This window comes from uncultured Clostridium sp. (assembly GCF_937920395.1).
Classification (GTDB): Bacteria; Bacillota; Clostridia; order Clostridiales; family Clostridiaceae; genus Clostridium_AD.
The window spans coordinates 1-22906 of the sequence record NZ_CALEVF010000189.1 but is presented as its reverse complement, the minus strand read 5'-3'; the positions used below and the strand labels follow the sequence as shown (position 1 = coordinate 22906).

Genomic DNA, 22906 nt, shown 5'->3' with positions numbered 1-22906 from the left:
GCTGCTCAAGGAGTAGTAGATGTAACTCAAATAGGAACGGCGTTAGCTACAGGAGAAGAAAGTGAATATTTGAATTATTTATCAAATCATGCCGAAGCTTTAAAGTTTGAGAAAGATAAAGATTTAGATGCTCCAATATTTAATACAGAAGGCATTACTAAATTCTCTGATTTATTAGATAAAGATAGATTTGATTTAAGTCCTAAAGCATTGTGGGGAAGCTTTAATATGGCAGCCGAATCAATAGTTCCTTTTATAGGAGCTACTAAAGGAGTTACTACCCTTATAAAAGGAGGTAAGTGGCTTATGCAAGGATTAAAAGGAGTAGATACGGCATTAGATTTAAGTAAGGTTGCCCAAAAAGCAGCTATATTTACAGGCTCATGGGCTACTCAAGTTGGAGATGTATATGATACGAGTAGAGAAGCTGGATTAAACCCAAGAGATGCGGCAGGATTATCTACCGTTATTGGTTCTGTTATGGCGGCATTTGACGTTAAGTATGGTATTGATTCTAAAATTATGTCTCAGTTTTTCCAAAACGAAAAGAGAGCATTATTTAAAACAGCAATAAGCTCAATAGAAAAAGATGCCACAACTGGTTTGATAACGCCAGCAGCATTTAAAAAATTAGTAAAAGAAACATCTATCGGATATGGTAAATTAGCTAAGAATGGAGTTAAAGAAGTTGTAAAAGACGCTTTTCAAGAAGGTGGTCAAGAAGCTGCTCAAGACTTTACTCAGAAAGCAGGAGAGCAATTATGGGATAAGATGTCTGACGAAGACAAAGCTAAATTTGGAACAGATGCACTTGACGCTAAATCTTTTGGTAGTTATTTGAACAGTTTTTCTACAGGACTAGCTAGCGGTGCGCCTATGGCAATTGGTAGCCAAATTTTAAAGAATAAACATGAAGGACAATCTATTAATGCTTATGATAGAGTTAAAGAAGGCGGAGAAGCTGTATCTGCATTAAAAGCAGACTTAGCATCAAGCGTTAAGAATGGAGATATTACGCCAGAAGAACATGACCAGGCTGTGTTTAAAATAGATTCTTATCAGAAATACCACGAAGAAACTAAAGGTGTTAATTTAAGCTCTGTGGATGAGAAAAAAGCATTTGAATTATCATTTCAGATACAAGGGCTTAAAACTGAGATACCAACTAATGAAAATGAAATATCTAAATTAGACCCTATATCGAGAAGTAAAGTTGAGAGTAAGCAAAAACAAGCAAAAGAATTACAATCAGAATTAAATGATATAATCCGTAACGGAGAAATAAAAGGGGAGCCTATAGTTCCTAAAAAAGAAGAAGAAAGAATTATTAAAGAAAAAGAAAAAGAATCTCCTTTAAAAGAAAAACATAAGCTAGCCACGGAAGGTAGATGGCAAGATTTAATTGATAGTTCTGTTAGTGAAAGAGAACTTGATGCTGTTTTAAATCAAATGGATAACGCTAATCAAACTACTCCTGATTTAATTGATTATATTGGAACTAAAAGAGCTGAATTTATTAAAGAAAAAGAAAAAGAATCTCCTTTAAAAGAAAAACATAAGCTAGCCACGGAAGGTAGATGGCAAGATTTAATTGATAGTTCTGTTAGTGAAAGAGAACTTGATGCTGTTTTAAATCAAATGGATAACGCTAATCAAACTACTCCTGATTTAATTGATTATATTGGAACTAAAAGAGCTGAATTTATTAAAGAAAAAGAGAAAAGTAACTCAAAGTTGAAACAGAAAGATGCTTCATCTCCAAATGAAGATTTCCCAATAGAACCAAAGGTCGAAAAAAAGCCTGAAAAAGCTTATATTACAGATAAAAGAACTTACAAAGAAGTGCCTGCTGAAGAATTTAATCATTCAAAAACAGATGATAGGCTTATACATAAATTAGCTAGAAAAGAGATATGGGAACAACCTAATCACGAAGTTAATGGGCAATTATATTTACATCAATACGAATATAACGGAAAGAAAAACAGAACCATTAGAGTTAAACTTGAAGATGGTAAAATATTAAAAATAGCATCTTCTAGAATTATAGATAAAAGCGGATTAAGCGGACATTTACATACAGAAAGGCTTAAAGGTGATATAGCTAATGAGCCTGTAGGTGTTAAGGTGGTTGAATTAGCTCCAGAAGAAGTTAATGGTAAAATAGTAAGAAAAAGAGTAATTAAGATATATCAAAAAAGTAGTGGTAAGTTTTTAGCTTATGTTAAAGAAACACATACTGGAGCTAAAAATGCAGAAGATAAACGCCGTAATCCATTATATTCCTATAACCAAATAAAAGGAGAATTAGAAGACATTAAATCACAACATGAGGATCCATTACTACCGGAAGAAGTTGAGCGTTTAAGAAACACTCCAATAGTTCCTATTATACCTAAAACTCCTACAGAAAAAGCTAAAATAGCTACAGAGAAGATAGTAGATGAAGGTAAGGTTAAGGTAAAAGAACAAAAAGCATCCGTTCCTTTAACTATTACAAAGGCGGTAAGACAACAATTACACGATTTAGGGTTTAGTAAGGCTAATATTGATAACATGAAGCCTGAGAAAGCATTAGATATTATTAATAAACAAGAAGTAAAACCAAAAGAAAATGGAAAACAAGAAAGTGCCAATAACGGAGAGAAACTTACCGACGGAAGTGTTAAAGAAGCTGATGGAAAAAACAATAAACCACATAAAGAGCCAATCAAAATTGGAGGAGTCAAAGCAATAGGGGAAAAAGAAAGATTAGCTCCAAGTGAAGCAGAGCAAGTTGTTATAGAGGCTTATGATAAATTAAATGAAGAGTTAGGTTATAAATTAGATATAGCTATTGATTATTTAGAAGGCAAAACTGACGAAGAATTAACAACGCTTGCAGAGAAAGATAAATGGGAAGAAGGAACTGATATTATTACTAATGAATCAGAAAACGAACCATTTCAAAAAGTATCACAACGTAAAGGCGATATTACTAAAGTAGTAGAGGCTATTACAAAAGCATTTAAAGGAATTAATGTAGAGGTTAATGCTGATAAGTTTGATAAAAGTCAATCTACAGTTGCAGGTAAGGTATCCGCAGATGGAAAAAACATTTACTTAAATCCTAATTACGCAGGATTAGACACTCCTATTCACGAAGCAGGACACGTTTTAATTGATGCTATGGGTTATGATAATAAAGTAATACAGGCGGCTATTAAACAACTTAGAAACACTCCGTTATACAAAGAAACTAAATTGAGTTATCCTGAATTAAGCGAGAAAGAATTAGACAAAGAAGTATTAGCTGAGGCAATCGGTAGAGAAGGCGCAGACATATTTGATAACGTAAATGATAAGAGTAAGTTTAAACAATACTTAGACTATATATTCGATTGGTTTAAACGTAAATTAGGCATAGAAAAGAACATAGCTAAAAGCCTTGCAAAACAAATAATAAGTGGCGTTGGAACTAAAGGATTAAAAGGTACTGAGACTGGCAAAGAACAGCTTAGTAAAGGAATTAAAAAGAAGAATCCTATTGGCCCACGCCCACTTAGCCTAGAACAATATGCTTCGGAAGAAGGTTTTAATGCTCAGAAAGAATTTGATAAATATCAAGAGGCTAGTGTTGAGTATAAAGAAGCTGAAAGCGCAGAGCAAGACGCTTTAGTAAATGGCACTTTAGAAGAGCATGAAAAAGCTACATTAGATTTAAAAGAAGCTAGTAAGCAATTTGCCATTAAAGCAAAAAAATATTTAGAATATAAAAAATATAAAAAAGATTTCAGTGCAGTACAAGAAATATTAAAGGATAAAGACTTAGATTCTTATACTTATGAAGAATTAAATGATTTAATTACTAAGTTATTTTCGTTTAATGATAAAGCTGCTAAATCAGTAAAAGAAAGAGCTTATCAAAGACTTGGACATAAAGTTACTGTTAAACAACAGGAGATTTCTAAAGGTAAAGAGGGAGTAATTGAAGCTTTAGCTAAGACAAGTGATATTAGTCCATTACAGGGTAAGATATTGCACCATTCTCACTTCTCTGAAAAGAATGCTGATATGCAAGCGGTAAGTTTAGCATACGGTAAAGCTATTATTGAAAAATTAAGTGAAGCTAATTCGTTAAAAGATACTCACAAAAAACTAGGATTAAAAGTAATCCAAGAAGAGAATAAAAGATTAGGTATTACGGGAAAAGAAGTCAATAGATTTAGTTCAGACTCAAGTAAGTATTTTGAGTGGATGGTTAATGAAGACGGTAATTACTTAACTATAGATGAAGCAAAGGCTAAAGGCTTATCTAAGGCTAAAATTGACTACTTAGACTTCCATAGAGAAACAGTTGCGGGGTATAGAGAGTCTATGTCTGAAAATGATTTTGAGAATGTTAAGATGGGCGCCATTAGAGTGGATAAGAACTTTAGAGAGGCTTACAAATCTGAAGGTTTAATTCCTGCGTTTAGTTATTATTTAGGCGGAGGAGCAACTAATTTAGGTAGAGTTAGAATTATACACAATGGTAAAGTAATGTCTTATTCTGAAATAGAAAAAGAAATTATAGCTGGCGCCGACAAAAAAAGTATTCAAAGTATGGCAAAAGCCTTATTTGATTTACTTGTAGCTAATATTAAAGCCAGATACCAATTAAAGAAAGGTCAAAACATAGATGAAAAAGATAATCCTTTAGAATTAAAAGGAAATGCTGAGTATTCATTAAACGAGAAAGGACAATTAGTAAGTAAGTTCGACAAACCAAGAGCTAAAGATAGAGGGTACTCAAAAGACTTTTATAAAGCTATGAATCAATTTATAGATGAGTCAGCTCATGTTAAGCATATTAGTAAAATTATGCCGTTAGTGGAAGCAGTAGAGTATCTTAATAAGAATGGTTATATGGAAGAAGGATATATTCCTAAAAAGAATGTATCTAAGTGGATTAATGATTGGAAAGCTTTACATATATTTAAAGAACCACATGTAAATGATCCTGTTATTGATGCGGCGGTTAAATCTTTAAGAAAGCTAGTAGCGAGTACAACTATGTGGTTTAACGTGCCAGCCAATTTAATTAACGTATTTATGGGTAATTATAACAACTGGAGAGCAGAAAATGCAGAGATATTAGCTAGAGGTAATGCTAGACTATTTGGAGGTAAAGGAAGTAGAAAACAAGTAGGTGTTGTTAATGATTATGCCTTGGGTATTATTAAAAAATACAATTTAGTTAATCAAGACTTTGACTCGCATCCTGTAATTAAAGCTAATGGTATATTTGCTAAGTTAGCTACATTTGGAACTCAAGTAGGCGAATATCAAATACAAGGTTCTTTAGGATTAGGATTACTTAGTCAAGAAGAGTTTGATAGCTTTGAATTTACTAAAGACAAGTATGGTAACAATGTATTAACTGTAAAAAAAGGAGTAGATGAGGATGCTTTAAAATCTAAAATGACTCAAATTAAAAACAGAGTTACTGACATCCAGGGTAAATATCCTGATGAGGATCGTCGTAATATTATGCGTGGAGAATTTGGTAAAGCTTTATTTCAATTTAAAGTTTGGATTCCAGATTGGTTTAAAGAAAGATTCTCTGCAAAGTATATTAATGCTTATGGAGTAGAGAAAGAAGGTTCTTATACTAAGATGTTAAGAGTAGGAGTTAAAGAAATGTATGCTGATTTAAAGAAAGGTGATATTAAAAAAGCTATAACTAACCCTGCTTTTGTTACTAATTTAAAAGGAATGGCTACAATAGGAGCTTTATTAGCTCTTAAGCACGATGGAGATGATGATGATGAAAAGAAAAAAGGAGGTTTAAATTGGGATAGCGCATTAAGTCAAGTGTTATTTATATTTGATTTAGAGCAAGATAAATATATGGTTTCTAATCCTGCGGCTGTTTTAGGTAAGATTAAAGACTTTATTAATGCTTTTTCTGCACTTGTTGGATTTGAGGAAGATGCTTGGCAAAAAACTAAAAGAATTATCCCAGCTAATAAAGCTATAACCTTTGCTGAAAACTTAATAGAATAATTTATACATTTACACTATAAAATTAAATTAAATGGCACTTGTAAGAATAAATTTATCTGGAGATGTTTGTGTAGAAAACGGCTGTACAGAATTAAACTTCTCTGATACTACAGGATTTTTAGTATCTGTATGCGTGGATGATTATAATATAAACGGTTACGGATTAACTGGAGGAATAGCTTTAAATGATGTTACTTCTGCTGCATTAAACGTATATTATCCTCAAATGACTACTCCTATCTTATTTAATTTTACTGTAGTTAATGGAGTTATTACTGCATGTACTTTAACTGATTTAAACTTAGTGGTGCATAATATTTATTCTAAATTAGTTTCCTTAGTATTTCCTTTAGTAAATTTGAATATAGCATTAGATTATGCGGTTAAAATACCTACCGTAGTAGATGGATTATATAAATGGGATTATACTATTAGTGGATTAAGCGGAGGCACATCGTTTAGCTATACTACTTCTGATGGATTTATATCTACCTGTACCGTAGAATGTTGTACTAGTAAAAATTATTTAGACTTAGATATGGGTTGTTCGTGTTCAGATAAAGCCATATTAGATATAATTAAACAAGAAATATTCCTTAATGGCTCAAATTACGCTATGAATGTAGGAATGGATGATAAAGCTAATAGTTTTATAACTAAGGCTAAAGAAATATGTGATAATAAATGTAAAGACTGTTAATATGTGTAAATGTAAAGGTAAATGTGGATGTAATATATCTACAACAACAAAAGGAGAAAAAGGTGATTCAAGTTCTGTATCAGCTTTAGGATATAGAGTATATGCTGCTTTTATTTCTCAAATTGGAACTTCGGCTCCAACAGTAAGTATATTAATGAATACTTTAGGCGAAATTCCTACATTTTCATATAACTCGGTAGGCGTATACACTATAACGTCTCCAGGAGGATTATTTCCTAATAATAAAACATTTGTTTTGTTTGGCCCACTAGAGATTAAAAATACAGCCAAATCTGGCGCAGTAATGTTTGATTCAGGTTCATGGAATGGGACTAATATAATATTCCAAACTTACAGGACAGATACTTCTGTATTAACAAATTCTTTTTTACTTAATACACCTATAGAAATAAGAGTATATAACTAATGGACCTTAAAGAAAACCACAGAATAACACTTTTAAACGCGAAGTGTTCTTATGTTAAGTCATTAGATTTAATATCTAAAAAGATGTCTTACGGTGAAGATATAGGCGAATGTTGTGCGCGTAAGCTATATTTAGCTTCTAAATTAATCAATAGATTAGACTGTTATGATTTCTCTGAAAAAACAAATGTAACTATTACTCCAGTTACTTTTAAATCTACATTACTTAATTCAACAGCTACTTCTCTTGTAGGATATGTTTTTCATTTATACTTGAATGGGTTAGCTGTAAGCTCATATAAATTACCTGCTAATCAAGGAACTCAAACAATCTTATTGAATTTATTAAACAACTCAGGATTATCATTTAAATACCATCAAGGAAGTGAAACTGGTTCTAATATATTTAACCCTTCTGTTATTGGATTTTGGACAATTAATACTCCATGTACAACAACTATATTATCTATCTCATTTCAAGTTTCTCCCATAGATGTATTAACTGAAATATTCGCATCTTCATCTCCAGCAATTAACGGAGTGTGTGGTACTGCCGATTCTGTAGTTTATAACTGTTGGAAAGATTCAGATTTACCTAAACTTTACGAAGTTCTTAATGGTTTACTCCAATAAAAAACCCTCTTGTTTAAGGAGGGTTAATTACCGACTTACGATTCGGATAGTTAGTATGCTATTGGGAAAATAATGATGAAAAAACAAAACCAATAAGCCTTCTATTGTTACGATCCCTGCGCGAGGGGCAATTTTTTTTAATTTCTGTAATTCACGAATATTCCTTTTTCTTTTAAATATAATACTTTTTCTTTCCAGTTTTCACCATTTATTATTAAATCAGATATTGTTGGACATTCATCTTTAACAGATCCTATATTATACATAGATAAATAGATCAAATATGCTGATAGTTGTGCGTAAATAGCTTCAAGATATTCTTCACTTAAATCATTTTTAATAGTAGTTATTGGATTGAAAATATTTCTTTCAAAAGTGCCATTTTTATATTTTATAACAAATTGTATATCGTCTTTATCGCCTTCCATTCCTTCTAATTTTTCAATCTCTAATTTACCCTTAGAAGCATAATCATGATTTGCAGGAAACATATTTTGATTATGCGCCATTTCATTTATTTTCTCTAATAATGTATCAAGAAATACTTTTTCTTTATTATTTTCCATTTTTTTTATTTATTAAATTAATCTTTTAAATACTATCTAAGCTAAATATAAATCCTTTACAAAATCCTTTACCGCCCCTGTTTAAATTATATGTAGAATGCTTTATAAGTGTAATAAACTTCCATTTACAATAACTATGTTTGTCCCATAATACTTCTATCTTCTTGCGAGTTTTATCTACATTTTGACGAGTATAAGATATACATTCATTGTCTTCTTTATCTAAAAATATTTGTCCGCCGTGAAGCAAATCAAATTCATCTTTTAAAGCACCGCTGAAGACTATTGTATCATCTCCTATTGCAGAAACAATGACTAGATTACTATTCCTGGCTAAGTTAATAACGTATTTAGTAAACCCTTCTTCTAAATTATGACAATTTAGTGATAAAGCTAATTCTTCAGCGGTAACTCTCTGCATATTCTATTTCTTTTTAGAAGATTTAGTAACTGCGAAAGTTGTCTTTTTCCTTGATTTTAACTTCTCGGTATAAGCATCTTCATCGTTCTTCTGTTTAGCCTCTACACGCTTTAAAGTAGCGTCTTGTTTTTTTATTTTCTCTTCTACTCTAATTTGCTCTAAAGACTTAGGAGCAACTTTTACATTTATTTGCTCATCTAATAGAACATAATAACAAGAATCTTGATGTATCTTAATGTAAGTTTCTCCGTTAATATAAGACTCCATATTAGCCATTTCATTATAAATAACCTTTAACCCTACCTTTAATCCATTATCAACTCCAGGCCCAATCGCAACAACTCTAGCTACATAATCAGCGGTTAAATTACCTACTGCTATAATTATCCCACTAGACAACTTCTCTTCTCCTTTTTTTATTCTTTTCAATAATACTGATTTACCTAATGGTATAATACCTATGTTGTTTTTCTCAAATCCTTTAGGTACTGGTGAGTTTTTTAATAATTCAATTACTTCTTGATTAATGTTTTCCATAGGTTGTTGGCTGTGTTAAGGTTAGTTTTACTTTAGGGATTTTGTTTTCTGTCATCCACGCCTTTAGGCAGTTAATTTTGACAGTTACTCTACTTGTTTTGCTCATTTTCTGTTTTTATTTTTTGTCCTTGAATTTCAATAAATTTATCGGCATATACATATCCCGCTTCTATAGCTAATTCATTATTATAAGTTAAATTTTGTTTCCAAGTTTCATCTCCTAAAAGCCTTTTTATTCTGTCTTTTAGGGTAATTAACTTATCTTCCGTTCCTTTTAGGAAAATTAATGAAGCCTCTTCAGCCAATTCATGTCTGTTTTTCATTTGTCTGTTTTGTTTTGTGGTTATAAAATTAAACTATTTGTTCTATTAATCAAAATTTATTAATTGAATTTATTTAAAAACTCAATTACTCTCCTTGCTTCTAAATCCCAAGTAATAAAAAGTGAAGTTCCTTGATAAGAATCTCTTATTTTTATTACTCTGTTTTTCCATTCGCGGACTTGTTTAATATCTTCTTGTCTGTATTCTTCTAAGTAAGTAATGGTGTGTGGAGGATAAGATTTAATTGTATGTTCAGATAGATAAGGTTCACCCGCAGGCTCCTTATCTTCTTCAGGTACTTCTATTACAGGCTTTTTCATGGTTTTTTATTTAAAATTAAACAAAACAATATATATGGTAAAAATGTTAGTACCATAAATCTTAAAAAAGTTGATGGAAAAGGAACCGCGTGTTTTATATTTATGAATGCGCATATCCCCATTTGACTTGTATAAATTGATATTATTGATAATGTAATAAATAGTATATTCATAATTATTTTGTTTTGATTTAAGTACTTGTATGAAGATTAATTTAAAAAGTTACGTTTTTAACTCAGATTTGAATTATTTTTATAGATACCTATCTTCTCATTGTAATATCCTCTCCAGTAAAGTCTATCTTCCACGCATAAAGGAAACTCTAATTTAGCTACTTCTTTTTTATAAGCTACTACTTGAGCTTTCCATAAAATAAGGTCATTTTTAGTCCATTTAACCAACGGAAATTCTAATGGCATCTTGTACTCTACATACTCCTGATACTCTTTACCATAAAGAGATATAAGTCCTTTATTATAACCGATTATATTAGCAGAAAGTTGGACGTTACATCTATAACATTGGATATGGAGATTATTAAGATTGAATCTAAGAGTAGTGTTTTTTCCGCGAGAATGATAATGTCCTGCTTGAGGTTTGCCTGGAGTTCCACAACTAATGCATTGGCATCCTGTATCTATTAAGCGAGATAAGATATTTATTTCGGTTTGTAAGTCTTTTTCATAATCTCCCATGTTTTTCAACTTCTCCACCATTACTTTTTTTTCTTCTTTCCATTCATCTGCTTTTTTCTTCTCTGCTAATCGGCGGTTGTTATCAAGTACCATTTTAATCTCAGCACTTGTACATTCCTCATTTAACATACAATGCTTCTGAAGAAATCTTTTAGGAGTAAATTTAACTCCGCAGGATTTACACTTCGGCATTACTTTTTAACTTTAATGAGTTTGTAGTTATGTTATCTATTAAATCCTTAATAAACTTTATTAAGTTTTCTCCGCCATAACCTTCATTTTGTATATTAAGTAAATCTGAATCAAAATTAATTTCACTTGTTTTTATTTTTATTTTCATTATCCAAATATTAATTTAAGTTTATTTAATGCTTCTGCTTCGTTGAACTTAGGTTTATCAATCCGTAATTCAAAGTGAATGCCATATCTAACAGCTAACCATATAACTTGATTTTCACTTAACTTATTCTGTTGGTCTGCCTTTCCATTAAAGTATCTTGATATTTGCCCTGCATCTATTTTAAAGCCTCTTTCTTTAGCATCTTTAATAACAGATGAGTTCTTAAATCCAGACTCCGCATTACTTGGATATAACTCTTTGAGTCTATCGTGGAGAAGCTTTTTGAGTACTTTACTATCCTTTACTAATGACATCTAAGTATTGGTCTATATTGTTAATAGTTATTTCCATTTGCTTTTCTAAAACCTCTTTAGTAGCTTTTGGGAATGGCATTCTTCCAATCATTACTTTAGTTTTCTTATCCGTTAATGTTAATAGCGTGTGAAATTCTCCAGAGTTTGGTACATTTCCTATTGGATTTTTAAACGTTTCTATTGAAACAATAATGTTTCTACCATCTTTTGATTTTACTTCTTGAGTCATTGCTTCTTTTGGCGTCATGTTTATTTTATGTTTAATTGTTTTAATAATTTTGATAACTCTAATTTATTTTTAATAGTTCCAAAGAACATTGTTTTAAAATATATCTCATCTGTTTCTTCTATAATTCCTTGCTTATAATATCCGCGAGATAACAATAAATGATTGTTTGATGGCTGATAAAGTAGATTTACCTTTATTTTATGAGAACTTGAATCAACATAATCAATAGTAAATTTAGTATCTCCTAATACATTATTAAATCCTAAACTTTTTATATCATTACTATCAAGGTATTTCAATTTAGGATTTCCTTCATAAATAACTTTAATAAAAGTGTAAAGTTCGTCAAAAGGGTCTCCGTATATTTGAAAAAAATCTTGTTCAACTATAGTGTAATCGGTATATTCTATTTTAGAATCTTTATCGGTATAATTAACTGTTAATCCAACGCAAAATTCTTGAATGCTCGGCGTATAATATTTTTCTTTTTCCATTAGTTTATTCTTTAACTGTTATTTTAAAAGTTAATTGAGTATATTTTAATGTAAACGAATCTGAACTTGCGATAATTCCATACTGATTATATTGAATATATGATATTCCAGTCATTAATTGGCAATAATCTTCACGTGATAATTTTATTTCTAAAACTAAATTAGGCGGTATATTATCACATTTTATCAATAAATTTTCAGCAAATTCTTTTAAGTCATCGTATGTTTTTATTTCTTTCATATTATTATTCTTTAACAGTTATTTCTCTGTAATACTTTTCTATATATTGTTCACTTGGTAATATAACTACTCCTTGTTCTGAGCAAAAGTTAATAACATTCTCTATAAAATCGGATGTTTCTTTTTTATTCAGCTCAGATAAGCTTTTTACCATTACTTTATCCCACTTCTTTTTACCTACTATTACCCTTACTTGGTAAGAAAGATACATCGGAGCAAATACTTCCTTATGTAGCTCTTCTTTAGTAGTATAGTGACTAAAGCATTCACAAGTTAAACAAGTTCCTAATATACCTCCCCAATAGTAAGAAAATTGAGATACGGTAGGGCGTTTATGTTTTTCTCTAAGTATTAACTCAAACTCTTTTCCTGCTAATGATTGACGTTGTTCCTGCCACATCTCATTATTATAGAAAGATATGTTTCCGTTTTGTAGAACCCTGCCGAAATGTTTTACTTCGATATTCATAGTATTTATTTTGATACGCATACGGGACTCGAACCCGTGACCTTTCTGGATGATCTTTATCACTATCCTTGACTCTACCAACTGAGCTAATGCGTATTCCGTTTTATAGATTAAATGTTAGAATGCCGGCATATCGTTGTCATCATCTCCCGTAAAAATAGGAGAGGATTCTTTCTCTTCCATTTTAGCGGTTGATTTTTGAGAAGCCTTATTCAATCCATTATCTTGATTTTCATCAACCTTATCAGTAGCTACCGCAGATGAATTTTTAGTCAAATATGGAGTTAAATACTCTTGTAATTCTCTATCTAATTCAACAGCTACCGTATTAGCCTCTTCTGATACTTTTAAAACCTCATACACTGGCTCAAAATACTTAGTTGCTCCTTTCTTCATTGGATTAGATTTTTTAACAGCCACGCCAATCTCGCTCATCTTTTTACCTTTACAAAATTCAATGTAAGGGCCAAGTGCAGAACCTTTTAATTGTAAGTTGGCTAATACATAATCTTTACCTTCTTTGATAGCTACATAAACTGATTGTACGTAATCTAATCCGCGAGATGCTAATTTCTCTTTACATTGTTCATATAATCCAGTCATAACTACTCCATTCTTTGTTCTAATGGTAAGCATATCGTTCTTTGTATTACGAATTTCATTAGAATAGAATCCTAATCCTGCTTTCTCATCATATCCTTTACAGGTAGATAATTGATCTAATGGTAAAAAATAAAAAGGAAGTTCTAAGAACACGTTTTCCCCTTTTTCTCCTTTAGTTTTATCGAAATATTTAAACTTTCCTTCCGAACCTGACCATTCGATAAATTTGGATGCAGGATTTACGGCATTTTCTGTTGGATTACTTCTTGACATCTGTTTTTGTTTTTATGGTTAATATTACTTTTATACGTGTTATTTGATGTAAAGTTACGTTATTTGATTAAAATAACAAATTTTTATCTGAGTACCTTAATTTTATTTTATCTTTTTTGCGCAAAGCCTGCAATGAATTTGCTTTAGCTATGTTTATTACATTCCTATGAGTGTGTATAGTCCCTATATTATTAATAGTTAAATCTACTGTTTGAGCCTTACTTAGTTTACGATTAAATATCTCCCAATGATAGTTTATAACACTCCTTAATTGATGAATAGAGTACTCAGGATGCTTCTCTTGTATCTTTCTTAATAGTTTAACGTTTATCATCTTCAAATTGATTACATCCAAAATTTCCAAGAGTTAATAGTTTTGCTATATAATCTGAACCATCTTGAACAAATGCTTTATCGTTCTTAACATCTTCTGATAATCTTCTAGTGTATTCTCCGTCTTCATTATCAAACCACTCTGTATTATCCCAAAACATCTTAACTTTTTTGCACTCTCCAACTTGATGTTGTTTTATAGGGTACTGCTCTGTAATGTCCCAAAACTTACAATTTTTGCATATATTTTCCATAATTAAACTGTTGTTGTTATTTCTTTAAAGAATTTAATACCTTTTACTACTTCTCCATCTACTAAACGGCTCTCTCTTTCTTTCATCCATTCTTTAATTTTAGAATAATCTACCATTAAGAACTCTCTTGGCACATCCGCCAGGTTGCTAACTTCAAATTTCCAAGTTCTGCGGACTTTCTTAATCTCTACAATAGGAGTAGATTCCACAACAACATCTTGAATATTAGCTTTAGCTTCTTCTGCAACTTGTTTAATGGCTTCTATTTCATCTGGAGATGCAGTTTCAATAGCCATTAACTCTTGTTTCTTTAAAGCGAATAGAATAATATAATTATCGTGTAATGATATTGCTTGAAGCATTAATTCTTGCCAATATTCAGGATTTACAGGTCTATTTAATTTATCTATATAGTCTTCACAAGATTTAATTGTATCTACATTTTCTAAACACATTTTGATTGTATCTTTAAAAGATAAAAATTTCATCTCTAAATCAGCTTTTCTTTTAGCTTCTGCTTCTATTTTATTAATGTAATTAACTTTCTCACTTTTTAAGTAATCAACAGGATTAATGATAAAATCTAATACATAGTTCTTAGCGGCATCAATAGCAGTACAATTATCCCAGTAAGGCTTCTTAACTTCTTTATGGACACTTTCTACCTCTTTGATTAGATCATTCATCTTAGCCATATTATTTTCGCACACGTTCAATGAAGATTCATCTGTTACTTTAATAAGTAAGCATAGTTTAGCTCTCTCGTCGAGTTGTTGTTTTACATTCTCAAACTTAGATAGAGATGCTTTTAAGGTAGGATTCTGTACTACTAAATCTGTTATTGTTATGATTTGTTTCTTTGCCATTTTCTTAATTTATATAGTTTAACGAAGCATAATTAAAAAGGTTACATTAATTTGATTATTTATTCAAACTTTTTTTAATCTTCTCTTAATAGCCTAAATTTGTGGTAGTGAGCATTAAGTTTAGGTATATTAATATCCGCTGGCAACACTCTTTTTTCTACATCCGCCATCTTATTTAACCAATATTCTATTAATCTTGCTTTATATAAATCCTCTCTTAACTTCTTATGCTTTTCTTTATCTGTAATGGTTCTGTTATATATTATCTTGTAATCATCACAACAGTCTTTCCAAATAATCGCTTTAGTTTCTTTATCAATATCTACTTCATTTCCTGCCCACATAATTAAATCATATAACAAGGCGCCAGATTCATGATTGGTAATTACCCCTACGCCTTCATTATCGTATAGATTATAGAACTCTTTAAGGCATATAACGCATAGAGATAATCCTACTTGTGTTTTAAAAAACATCTTTGCCTCCTTTGCCTGTTTGAATATCATTGGAGCTTATTTTAAAATCTTCAAACGCTGAGTGCTCTCCACGAAACTTCACATATAGCCTCTTAGTTTCTCCGTATCTATTCTTAGCTACATTTATCTCACAAAGTCCTTTTAAACTTATTCCATTCTCCTCTGGATCTGTTTCAAAATAGTCAGGACGATATAACATCCAAACTTGTACCGCATTAGCCTCTATTCCTCCGCCACCTTTCAAATCTCCCATTGTAGGTTTCTTATTCTCTCTCTTACCAACCTCTCTGGTAACTTGAGATAATTCAATCATACAAACATTATACTTTTTTGAAATTTCCATTAATCCATTGCACCTTAAATCATATTGCTCTGATGTACCTATACCTCTTGATTCTTCAATACTATTTCTCATAATTTGAATATAATCTACCAACACTACAATAACTTGTTCCGCAGGAATATTTTTTCGCATTTTTCTAACCCTTGTTTCTATATATTGCCAAGTTAGTCCTGGAGTATCGTCAATGATTAAATTATCTTTAAGTTTCTGCTTGTAGTTTTTAATATTAACTAAATTATCATCAGATAGACGCCCGCTTCTAATTCCGTAAGAGTTTATTTGTAGATTATTGGCCCACATATTTTTCATTAACTGAGTGGCAGGCATCTCTAAACTATGTACTAACATTGGCATACCCTGCTTAACAGATACATTGTCAATGATATTTACCATTAAACTTGACTTTCCACAACCTGGAGGGCTACCAACAACAATAACTTCTTGTTTTAATCCACAACATATTTCATCTAAATCTTTAAGTCCGGTAGAATAACCTATGATACTCTTATCACTATTCTGGGCTTCCATTAATTCCTCAAAAGCTTTATCAAAAATATCCTCTACTTTTCTTTCTACACTTAAATTATTCTTAATAGCCTCTATATCTCCTATAATAGACTTTAATCCTTCCAGACACCCATTAATATCAGCTACCTCAGACGTAAGTTCTGAGTGCATATATTGAAGCTTGGGTATTAATAATCGTTTAGAATACTCATCAAAAATATCTTTAACGTATTCAGATACATTTTTAGCTATTTTGTAGTTAGCGTCCGCCGTTTCCTCGCTAATAACTTTAGAATTAAAACCTGCTTTCTTTAGCTGATTAGCTATTAGGTAAGTATCAGACTTTTTACCATTATTATGATTAAAGGCTATTATCTGATACTTCTTACGATTAAAATCTGTGTGCCATAGCTCGTTAAACACTAAGTGTTCGCATCCTACAAATAAGTCTGCGTTGTCTGCGTATAAGTTTAATATACTGCGTTCTTTTTCTTTTAATTCCATTTATTTTTGAAAAAATGAGGATGTGTTTTTAACTTCTACTTTAAGTTTCGCCTCAGGCTTAAACCAGCTCGAAATTGCTTTTCCTTTCCATCTTAATACGGGCTTAGAGTTTGCATCGAACCAGTCTAAGGCTTCATAGTACTTGTGGAATCTAATAGCAGTATCTTCTTGATAGCCTTCTTGTTTGAAATAGTCTTTAACTTCCTGAAGTGTCGGCGCCTTTGCTGGTTTCTTTTTCTCCCTCTTTAGCTTCTTGTAGTAAGCTTCTATTGCATCATGTGTTTCCTTCTTAAACTTTATAGACTTAGAAGTTCCATCAGCATCTGTAAAATTATAGATGAATATATCATCTAATTGTGTTACTTCCAACTTTACCATTTATAATTCAGTTTTGAGTTATTTTACTTCTTTATCACTTGCATACATAGCTTTCATTAAAAGCTCTCCAGAAATAGTCCCTAAAATATAGGAAGCGTGAATTAGCTTATTGTATCTATCATTAAACTGTTTCTTGTATTCTGGAGTTAATGATTTATAAACAGGCATTTTCTTTGTCATCTCGCTATCTTTTTTAATCATTTCAATTACTCCCCTTGCGTGAAGCATTGATGCAACATCATTATCTACACTATTTTTAGTTTCTAACAAGTAACCTTCTTTGCTGATGGTTATTGTGAAATCCATGTTTCCTTCGATAATTAAATCTTTAGGTGTTTCTTTTTCTTTAATCGTTCCTGTTGGTGGTGTTTTCTTTGCCATGTTTATTTGTTTTGTTTTAAGTTTAATAAGTAATCTACTGCTAATATTTCTTTTTTAATGTGTTGCATCTCTATTTCGCTATATTTATCATCCTGCATAAGAAACAACCTCCAATCAAGTAATTTATCTAGCGTTGGTATGTATTTTAGTCTTTGGTAGTCTTGAATGAGAGCCGTATCTGATATTTTATAATCTTTTCCGTCTTTAATAACTATTATTTCTGCTTTCATTGCTCTCCAAAAAACATTTTATACTCAAAATCATTTCTTCTTTTCATCTCTAAATCCCATTCTTCATTAGATATTCCCATAAAATGTTGGTCTGTAAATTTTACAGCAATTTTATTATCATCAAAAAAGAAATCTACATCATCTTTCATTCCAATTTTCTCAACTTCTTCTGTCGTTAATTTTGTAACCGTTTTTCCTTCCCAAAAATTATATGATTTACCTAAACAAAAGATAATACCACCGCCATCATCGTGCATTTGCCCATCACCCATTAAATAAGCATCATTAACTGTAATAGTATGTATTCTATATCTGATTTTATGTTCGCCGTTCCATGTGAACCATCCCCATGAATGTATAACCTTATCGCCTTCAAAAATTTCATTATTTTCGCTATCAAACTTATTAGATGTTCTCATATTTGTTTGTTTATCATTTTTATATTAGTTAATCCTCCTAAACAATGGTAGCATTGTTTTAATCCTTTAATCTCTCCGTATGTCGGCGGAGGACCAAAAACTAAACGTAAGCGACCTTCTATTACTTCTTTTTTTGCAGATGTCACATTTAGGATATACTTTCTTCTTAGCCATTATCTTTTACTATATTTTTTCTTCATTTCTAATTCATAGAAAACCGTTGAATATTGAGACTTTGTTGCGAATTTAGCATCATATCCTTTAGATTCCAAATAATCTTTTTCTCTCTTACTACAAACTTCCATGCCTATTATATCCGCACATTGTTGTTTAGTATATTGAATAGAATTTATATCATAGCCTAAATCTGAAATCCATTTTAATTGAGGAGCCGTTGCAGGTTCTTGCATTTTCTTCCAAGCAAATTGTTTAGCTGGAGGTAATTCAATAAGAACTATTTTCTCATCTTTCTTATGTAAGTTTTCTACATGAGCTACCCTTCTTTGTCTTTCTTCTAATATTAATTGTTTCTTAGCTTCTGTAGTAAACACTCTATCTTCTAAGTTAAGGACTCTGTCTAATTCCCAGCAGTTTATAAGTTTATGTCTTGATGTAGAATCAACGAAGTCCAATATTGTACATATCTGACCAAACTTATCAACATATTCTTTGGATTTTAATCTTGTTCCTCTACCTACTGACTGAACAAACTTTACTAATGACTTAGTGGGCGCTACATTACCTATACAACCTATTTCTGGATAATTAAAACCAGTAGTAAGTACCATCACATTAGTTAATACTTGTATTTTACCTTGTTTAAACTCAGTAATAGTTCTTTTTCTTTCGGGCGTTACTTTCTCATCTCCAACAACAGGCTTACAACTAATACCATATCCATTAAACATTTCTGCTAAATCAACGCTATGTTGTACGTCCACGCAAAAGAATATCCCTTGTTTTCCAGTAGCATGCTTGATATAACTTTCAACTACTAATCTATTTCTTTTAGGTATGTTTACTTCTGTAGACAAATCCTTACTATTAAGCTCACCAGCGGTAGTTTTTACATTATCTAAAGAAACATCTGTCTTTATTCTAATGCCGTCTAATTGACACAAGTAATTGTTTTTAATACCATCTCCTATGTTATACTCAAATGTAATTTTATCAAATAAATTTCCTAGGGATAAACCATCCATGCGATACGGAGTGGCTGATAATCCTACCATTAATTTAGGTTTGAAAAAATTTAGCGGTTGGATATACGTACGACTCATGTATTTATGGCATTCGTCTACGATTATAAGATCAAAATAATCTTCAGGTATTTTGTCAAGCCTTCTATATAAAGTCTGTGCGCTGGCTACGATAACCTCTGCATCAATTTTAAATACATCAGCTTTAATAACTCCCATCCTAAATGTATTAGAATGATTTTCAAAGTGACATTTAGCTCCATTTACCCAATTAATAAACCCTATTCCTTCTACGTGACTAGCCATTTCTTCATCGAACTTATTTTCAATAAAAGCAAGTGCGGATTGCTCTATTAGCTCCTCAGTATCAGCAATAAACAAAACTCTTTTAGCTTTTAATCTTTCGGCTAAATCAACTGCTACTTTTGTTTTACCAAGACCTGTTGCTAATACCAATAATAGCTTATCTGATCCATTCTTTAAGTCATCTTCTATATTACAGAGCGCTTGCTCTTGATATGGCCTTAATGCGTGTCCCATATATTATTTACCTAATGATTTTAAGTTTACTTTGAATCCTATATAAAGATGAGAATAGTGTGGAGCCGTAAATGCTTTTTCAATATCCGCCAAACTATATTTAGGCTTGTTATTATCTATGTATTCTTGTCTTGCTTCTTTAGTATGGAAGTGTAGCCATGTTTCTTTACAAATAGCTTCGTTAAGAGTATATCTTTTTTCCATCCATGTTTCTTTAGGATATACGGAGAATAGATTATAATCTTCGTTTATGTCATAGAACTCTTTGCCGTCCGCCGAAACAAAAATTGCAGTTTTAACTTTAGATATAGATTCTAATTCATATCTATTTCCATTTGATAAAATAACATACATGCAATCAAAAAGTATTTCAAATTTAATTATAGGTAATGTTACACGGCTAAACTTAACTGTTTCAGATACAAGGAATCCTTCTCCTTTAGAGTTCTTAACGGAGTATATTTCTATATCTTTATCTTTAATAAGAGAACTTATATGAATATTGGATGAACTATATCCGCCACCATTGTTAATAACGAGTTCAAGTCCAGTTAATTTACTTCTAAAGGCAGTAATAAGGTAATTAGGTTCTTCTTTTACTTCTTCCCAAAATTCAGGATAATTTTCATAACCAATTGTAGATTCGTATCCTATTTTTTGACTGCCAGGATACTCTTTGATTAATTTATATTTCTTCATTGTTTATTAATTTATAAGGTTATACGATTAATTATTAAAAAGGTTACATAATAATTCAAAATTGAGTTAAAAAATCAATAGGCTGTAACAGTTGCATTTATTTAGGCATATCCTCCATAAGTTTCCAAATAGTTCCTAACCACCTATTGATATTTTAAACATGTACGACTCTATTACTATAACTTACCTAGGTATTATAGTCTTTCTTCTTCCTCCGCCGAGTCGTCAAACGGTTTTTAATTTAATGGTAATGACAAGTGCTGTTGGTGGTTACCCGAATGTACCAGTACCAACCTATTACATTTACGGTAGGAATTACCCTTCAACCTTTTTGGCATGTCAATTACCAAGTTCTATTTCATGGATTTGAACCATAATTTGCTCAGTCAAAGTGAGCCGTCCTGCCAGTTAGACGAAAATAGAATGAAAACACTACCAGTTGTTCTTAATTAATATTTGTTTATATAATTATCTGGTAGTATTTATTTTAATTAATCTTTTGATTTAGAATACATCTTTTCAAAAGGATTATAAACTACTTGGCAAGTAATCAAACAGTCTTCTTTAATCTCTAAAGAAGTATGATTCTTTGTTTCTAAAATAGTAGTTTCCGTTGCTTCTACTAAAAATGTTTCATTAATTTTATCCAAATTAACTACTTTCTTTGCTCCTTTAATGAAATGTCCCTCTACTGAGGAAGGCGCTACATTTTGTCTTTCAATTGTTGTTGTCATGTTATTTATTTTTTTAGGTTTAAAATTTATTAATTAATAATGCTTCTTGAATATACTCAATTCCATCAATTATAATAGTTTTTGGTTCTAATTGGTAAATTAATTGGCTTCTTATTTCTGATTCATAATCTTCTTTACTAATATTACTTACGACATATTTAACTTTATTAATTATCATAATTTATAAGTTTTAATTGGTTAATTAAATAGTTATACGTTTAATTTATGTAAAGGTTACAATTATTTTTTAATATTCATGTTTTATTTTACTGAAGTAATCCGAACCATTGAGAGTAGAATTATCAGATATTTCCGCTTCCGACATTGATTTTAAAATCTCTTTACCTTTTTCTGTTAGAATAGTACTGAACCTTTCGCCCTGTCTGCTAATGCTTTTAATATGAGCTTTAAGCTTACTAGGAATGCGATATAGGCTTGCTATTGCATCTTTAGCATTATTATGAATACTATCTACCCCTAAGAAAAACATTCTATCTGTAGAGGGACAAAAACAGCGTACATAAGCAATATCTTCATCGTTAATTTCCCCTTTAAATAAAGTATAAACACCTACATTCATTCCGCCAGTTGTACCAATTAATAATTTTGCATCTTTTTTATCTACATACGTATCTACTTCTTTTAAGTTTTGTCTAAAGAAATTAATAATATATTCTTCTCCATGTTTCTCTTGCATAAATGCGATACAAGTAGATTTATATTCTTCATTTGATTCATTAATAAAATCTTCTATAGTAAAAGTTTTATTTGAAATAGAATTAAAATAAGTTTCTGATATAGCGCGTCCATTTATAAAATATTGGCAATATCCATCTTTAAAAGTAATAGCTGGACTATCTAAACTATGTAAATCGTTTAGTTCGTTTCTTTTTAATTCTTTAGGTAGTTCAGAAACTATACAAAACCCATCTAATTGAATCATATCATAAATCCCTGATGAAATAATTTCTTTAAATTTATTAAATCCTTCATTATTAATTACTCCTATTTGAGTAAAAAAATCATAAAAAGAAACCCATCCATAATCTGAAATTGATCCGTATGAACAAAATGATTCAAAAGTTAATTTTTTTTCTGACTCAACCTGTGACCAAACCTGTGACTTAACCTGTGATCTAACCTGTGACTCAACCTGTGACTCAACCTGTGACCAAACCTGTGATCTAACCTGTGACCCAACCTGTGACCCAACCTGTGACCAAACCTGTGACCAAACCTGTGACCCAACCTGTGACCCAACCTGTGATCTAACCTGTGACCAAACCTGTGACTTAACCTGTGACCCAACCTGTGACCAAACCTGTGACCAAACCTGTGACTCAACCTGTGACTCAACCTGTGACCAAACCTGTGACTTAACCTGTGATCTAACCTGTGACAAAACCTGTGACTCAACCTGTGATCTAACCTG

32 protein-coding genes and 1 tRNA gene are annotated in these 22906 nt (G+C 31.1%); 5 read left to right on the top strand and 28 right to left on the bottom strand.

Translation table 11 applies throughout. The features are described 5' to 3' along the window. The 4 genes from Q0649_RS12155 to Q0649_RS12140 form a co-directional block, all read left to right on the top strand. A partial coding sequence (locus Q0649_RS12155; RefSeq protein ID WP_298842172.1) for a hypothetical protein occupies window positions 1–6027 on the top strand: 6027 nt, incomplete at its 5' end. A gap of 31 nt (window positions 6028–6058) precedes the next feature. After that, window positions 6059–6727: a hypothetical protein gene (locus Q0649_RS12150; RefSeq protein WP_298842169.1), complete on the top strand. Its 669-nt coding sequence runs from the start codon at window positions 6059–6061 to the stop codon at window positions 6725–6727. A gap of 1 nt (window position 6728) precedes the next feature. After that, the gene (locus Q0649_RS12145; protein ID WP_298842166.1) at window positions 6729–7154 is read left to right on the top strand and encodes a hypothetical protein; all 426 of its coding nucleotides are present in this window, start codon (window positions 6729–6731) and stop codon (window positions 7152–7154) included. After that, entirely contained in the window at window positions 7154–7786 is a 633-nt protein-coding gene (locus tag Q0649_RS12140; protein ID WP_298842163.1) for a hypothetical protein, read from the top strand. Before Q0649_RS12145 ends, Q0649_RS12140 begins: the two co-directional genes overlap by 1 nt. Window positions 7787–7923: 137 nt before the next feature. Here the strand turns inward: Q0649_RS12140 and Q0649_RS12135 are convergent, their stop codons facing one another. From Q0649_RS12135 to Q0649_RS12015, 25 genes are all read right to left on the bottom strand, one after another. Next, entirely contained in the window at window positions 7924–8352 is a 429-nt protein-coding gene (locus Q0649_RS12135; protein ID WP_298842160.1) for a hypothetical protein, read from the bottom strand. A gap of 25 nt (window positions 8353–8377) precedes the next feature. Further along, complete coding sequence (locus Q0649_RS12130; protein WP_298842157.1) at window positions 8378–8773, bottom strand: hypothetical protein; 396 nt, start codon at window positions 8771–8773, stop codon at window positions 8378–8380. Between the two features lie 3 nt (window positions 8774–8776). After that, window positions 8777–9310: a hypothetical protein gene (locus Q0649_RS12125; protein ID WP_298842154.1), complete on the bottom strand. Its 534-nt coding sequence runs from the start codon at window positions 9308–9310 to the stop codon at window positions 8777–8779. Window positions 9311–9399: 89 nt separating this feature from the next. Beyond that, the gene (locus Q0649_RS12120; RefSeq protein ID WP_298842152.1) at window positions 9400–9633 is read right to left on the bottom strand and encodes a hypothetical protein; all 234 of its coding nucleotides are present in this window, start codon (window positions 9631–9633) and stop codon (window positions 9400–9402) included. A gap of 59 nt (window positions 9634–9692) precedes the next feature. After that, window positions 9693–9953, bottom strand: coding sequence for a hypothetical protein (locus tag Q0649_RS12115; protein ID WP_298842149.1), 261 nt, complete (start codon window positions 9951–9953; stop codon window positions 9693–9695). Between the two features lie 230 nt (window positions 9954–10183). After that, window positions 10184–10840 carry a recombination protein NinG gene (locus Q0649_RS12110; protein WP_298842146.1) on the bottom strand — a complete coding sequence of 219 codons (657 nt, stop codon included), beginning with the start codon at window positions 10838–10840 and terminating at the stop codon, window positions 10184–10186. After that, a complete protein-coding gene (locus Q0649_RS12105) occupies window positions 10827–10988 on the bottom strand; it encodes a hypothetical protein (RefSeq protein WP_298842143.1) in 162 nt (53 codons plus the stop codon). Before Q0649_RS12105 ends, Q0649_RS12110 begins: the two co-directional genes overlap by 14 nt. Next, the gene (locus tag Q0649_RS12100) at window positions 10988–11302 is read right to left on the bottom strand and encodes a hypothetical protein (RefSeq protein WP_298842140.1); all 315 of its coding nucleotides are present in this window, start codon (window positions 11300–11302) and stop codon (window positions 10988–10990) included. The genes Q0649_RS12105 and Q0649_RS12100 overlap by 1 nt, the downstream gene beginning before the upstream one ends. After that, window positions 11283–11549: a hypothetical protein gene (locus tag Q0649_RS12095; protein WP_298842137.1), complete on the bottom strand. Its 267-nt coding sequence runs from the start codon at window positions 11547–11549 to the stop codon at window positions 11283–11285. The genes Q0649_RS12100 and Q0649_RS12095 overlap by 20 nt, the downstream gene beginning before the upstream one ends. 2 nt (window positions 11550–11551) lie before the next feature. Then, window positions 11552–12025: a hypothetical protein gene (locus Q0649_RS12090; RefSeq protein WP_298842135.1), complete on the bottom strand. Its 474-nt coding sequence runs from the start codon at window positions 12023–12025 to the stop codon at window positions 11552–11554. A gap of 4 nt (window positions 12026–12029) precedes the next feature. Continuing rightward, the gene (locus tag Q0649_RS12085; protein ID WP_298842132.1) at window positions 12030–12266 is read right to left on the bottom strand and encodes a hypothetical protein; all 237 of its coding nucleotides are present in this window, start codon (window positions 12264–12266) and stop codon (window positions 12030–12032) included. Window positions 12267–12270: 4 nt separating this feature from the next. Further along, window positions 12271–12735 carry a hypothetical protein gene (locus tag Q0649_RS12080; RefSeq protein ID WP_298842129.1) on the bottom strand — a complete coding sequence of 155 codons (465 nt, stop codon included), beginning with the start codon at window positions 12733–12735 and terminating at the stop codon, window positions 12271–12273. Window positions 12736–12748: 13 nt separating this feature from the next. Continuing rightward, window positions 12749–12831, bottom strand: a tRNA-OTHER gene (locus tag Q0649_RS12075). Between the two features lie 21 nt (window positions 12832–12852). Continuing rightward, window positions 12853–13611 carry a hypothetical protein gene (locus Q0649_RS12070; RefSeq protein ID WP_298842126.1) on the bottom strand — a complete coding sequence of 253 codons (759 nt, stop codon included), beginning with the start codon at window positions 13609–13611 and terminating at the stop codon, window positions 12853–12855. A 67-nt stretch (window positions 13612–13678) separates the two neighbouring features. After that, window positions 13679–13951, bottom strand: a complete 273-nt coding sequence (locus Q0649_RS12065; RefSeq protein WP_298842123.1) for a hypothetical protein — start codon at window positions 13949–13951, stop codon at window positions 13679–13681. Next, window positions 13932–14198 carry a hypothetical protein gene (locus Q0649_RS12060; RefSeq protein WP_298842120.1) on the bottom strand — a complete coding sequence of 89 codons (267 nt, stop codon included), beginning with the start codon at window positions 14196–14198 and terminating at the stop codon, window positions 13932–13934. The genes Q0649_RS12065 and Q0649_RS12060 overlap by 20 nt, the downstream gene beginning before the upstream one ends. 2 nt (window positions 14199–14200) lie before the next feature. Then, window positions 14201–15064 (bottom strand): hypothetical protein, encoded by an 864-nt coding sequence (locus Q0649_RS12055; RefSeq protein WP_298842117.1) that lies wholly within the window; start codon window positions 15062–15064, stop codon window positions 14201–14203. A 74-nt stretch (window positions 15065–15138) separates the two neighbouring features. Then, window positions 15139–15540 (bottom strand): hypothetical protein, encoded by a 402-nt coding sequence (locus Q0649_RS12050; protein WP_298842114.1) that lies wholly within the window; start codon window positions 15538–15540, stop codon window positions 15139–15141. Continuing rightward, window positions 15530–16894: a DnaB-like helicase C-terminal domain-containing protein gene (locus Q0649_RS12045; protein ID WP_298842111.1), complete on the bottom strand. Its 1365-nt coding sequence runs from the start codon at window positions 16892–16894 to the stop codon at window positions 15530–15532. The genes Q0649_RS12050 and Q0649_RS12045 overlap by 11 nt, the downstream gene beginning before the upstream one ends. Next, window positions 16895–17272 carry a hypothetical protein gene (locus Q0649_RS12040; protein WP_298842108.1) on the bottom strand — a complete coding sequence of 126 codons (378 nt, stop codon included), beginning with the start codon at window positions 17270–17272 and terminating at the stop codon, window positions 16895–16897. Between the two features lie 18 nt (window positions 17273–17290). Next, the gene (locus tag Q0649_RS12035; RefSeq protein ID WP_298842105.1) at window positions 17291–17653 is read right to left on the bottom strand and encodes a hypothetical protein; all 363 of its coding nucleotides are present in this window, start codon (window positions 17651–17653) and stop codon (window positions 17291–17293) included. 2 nt (window positions 17654–17655) lie between these two features. Beyond that, window positions 17656–17883, bottom strand: a complete 228-nt coding sequence (locus Q0649_RS12030; RefSeq protein WP_298842102.1) for a hypothetical protein — start codon at window positions 17881–17883, stop codon at window positions 17656–17658. Then, entirely contained in the window at window positions 17880–18302 is a 423-nt protein-coding gene (locus tag Q0649_RS12025) for a hypothetical protein (protein WP_298842099.1), read from the bottom strand. The genes Q0649_RS12030 and Q0649_RS12025 overlap by 4 nt, the downstream gene beginning before the upstream one ends. A gap of 173 nt (window positions 18303–18475) precedes the next feature. Next, window positions 18476–20041, bottom strand: coding sequence for a DEAD/DEAH box helicase (locus tag Q0649_RS12020; protein WP_298842097.1), 1566 nt, complete (start codon window positions 20039–20041; stop codon window positions 18476–18478). Between the two features lie 3 nt (window positions 20042–20044). Continuing rightward, complete coding sequence (locus tag Q0649_RS12015) at window positions 20045–20740, bottom strand: hypothetical protein (protein WP_298842094.1); 696 nt, start codon at window positions 20738–20740, stop codon at window positions 20045–20047. A gap of 160 nt (window positions 20741–20900) precedes the next feature. Here Q0649_RS12015 and Q0649_RS12010 point away from each other — a divergent pair, with 160 nt between their 5' ends. Further along, window positions 20901–21110: a hypothetical protein gene (locus tag Q0649_RS12010; RefSeq protein ID WP_298842092.1), complete on the top strand. Its 210-nt coding sequence runs from the start codon at window positions 20901–20903 to the stop codon at window positions 21108–21110. A gap of 121 nt (window positions 21111–21231) precedes the next feature. Here the strand turns inward: Q0649_RS12010 and Q0649_RS12005 are convergent, their stop codons facing one another. The 3 genes from Q0649_RS12005 to Q0649_RS11995 all read right to left on the bottom strand — a co-directional run. After that, window positions 21232–21474: a hypothetical protein gene (locus tag Q0649_RS12005; protein WP_298842089.1), complete on the bottom strand. Its 243-nt coding sequence runs from the start codon at window positions 21472–21474 to the stop codon at window positions 21232–21234. Window positions 21475–21493: 19 nt separating this feature from the next. Then, window positions 21494–21652, bottom strand: a complete 159-nt coding sequence (locus Q0649_RS12000; protein WP_298842087.1) for a hypothetical protein — start codon at window positions 21650–21652, stop codon at window positions 21494–21496. Window positions 21653–21721: 69 nt separating this feature from the next. Continuing rightward, window positions 21722–22906 (bottom strand): DUF6745 domain-containing protein (locus Q0649_RS11995; RefSeq protein WP_298842085.1); only part of this gene is annotated, 1185 nt, incomplete at its 5' end.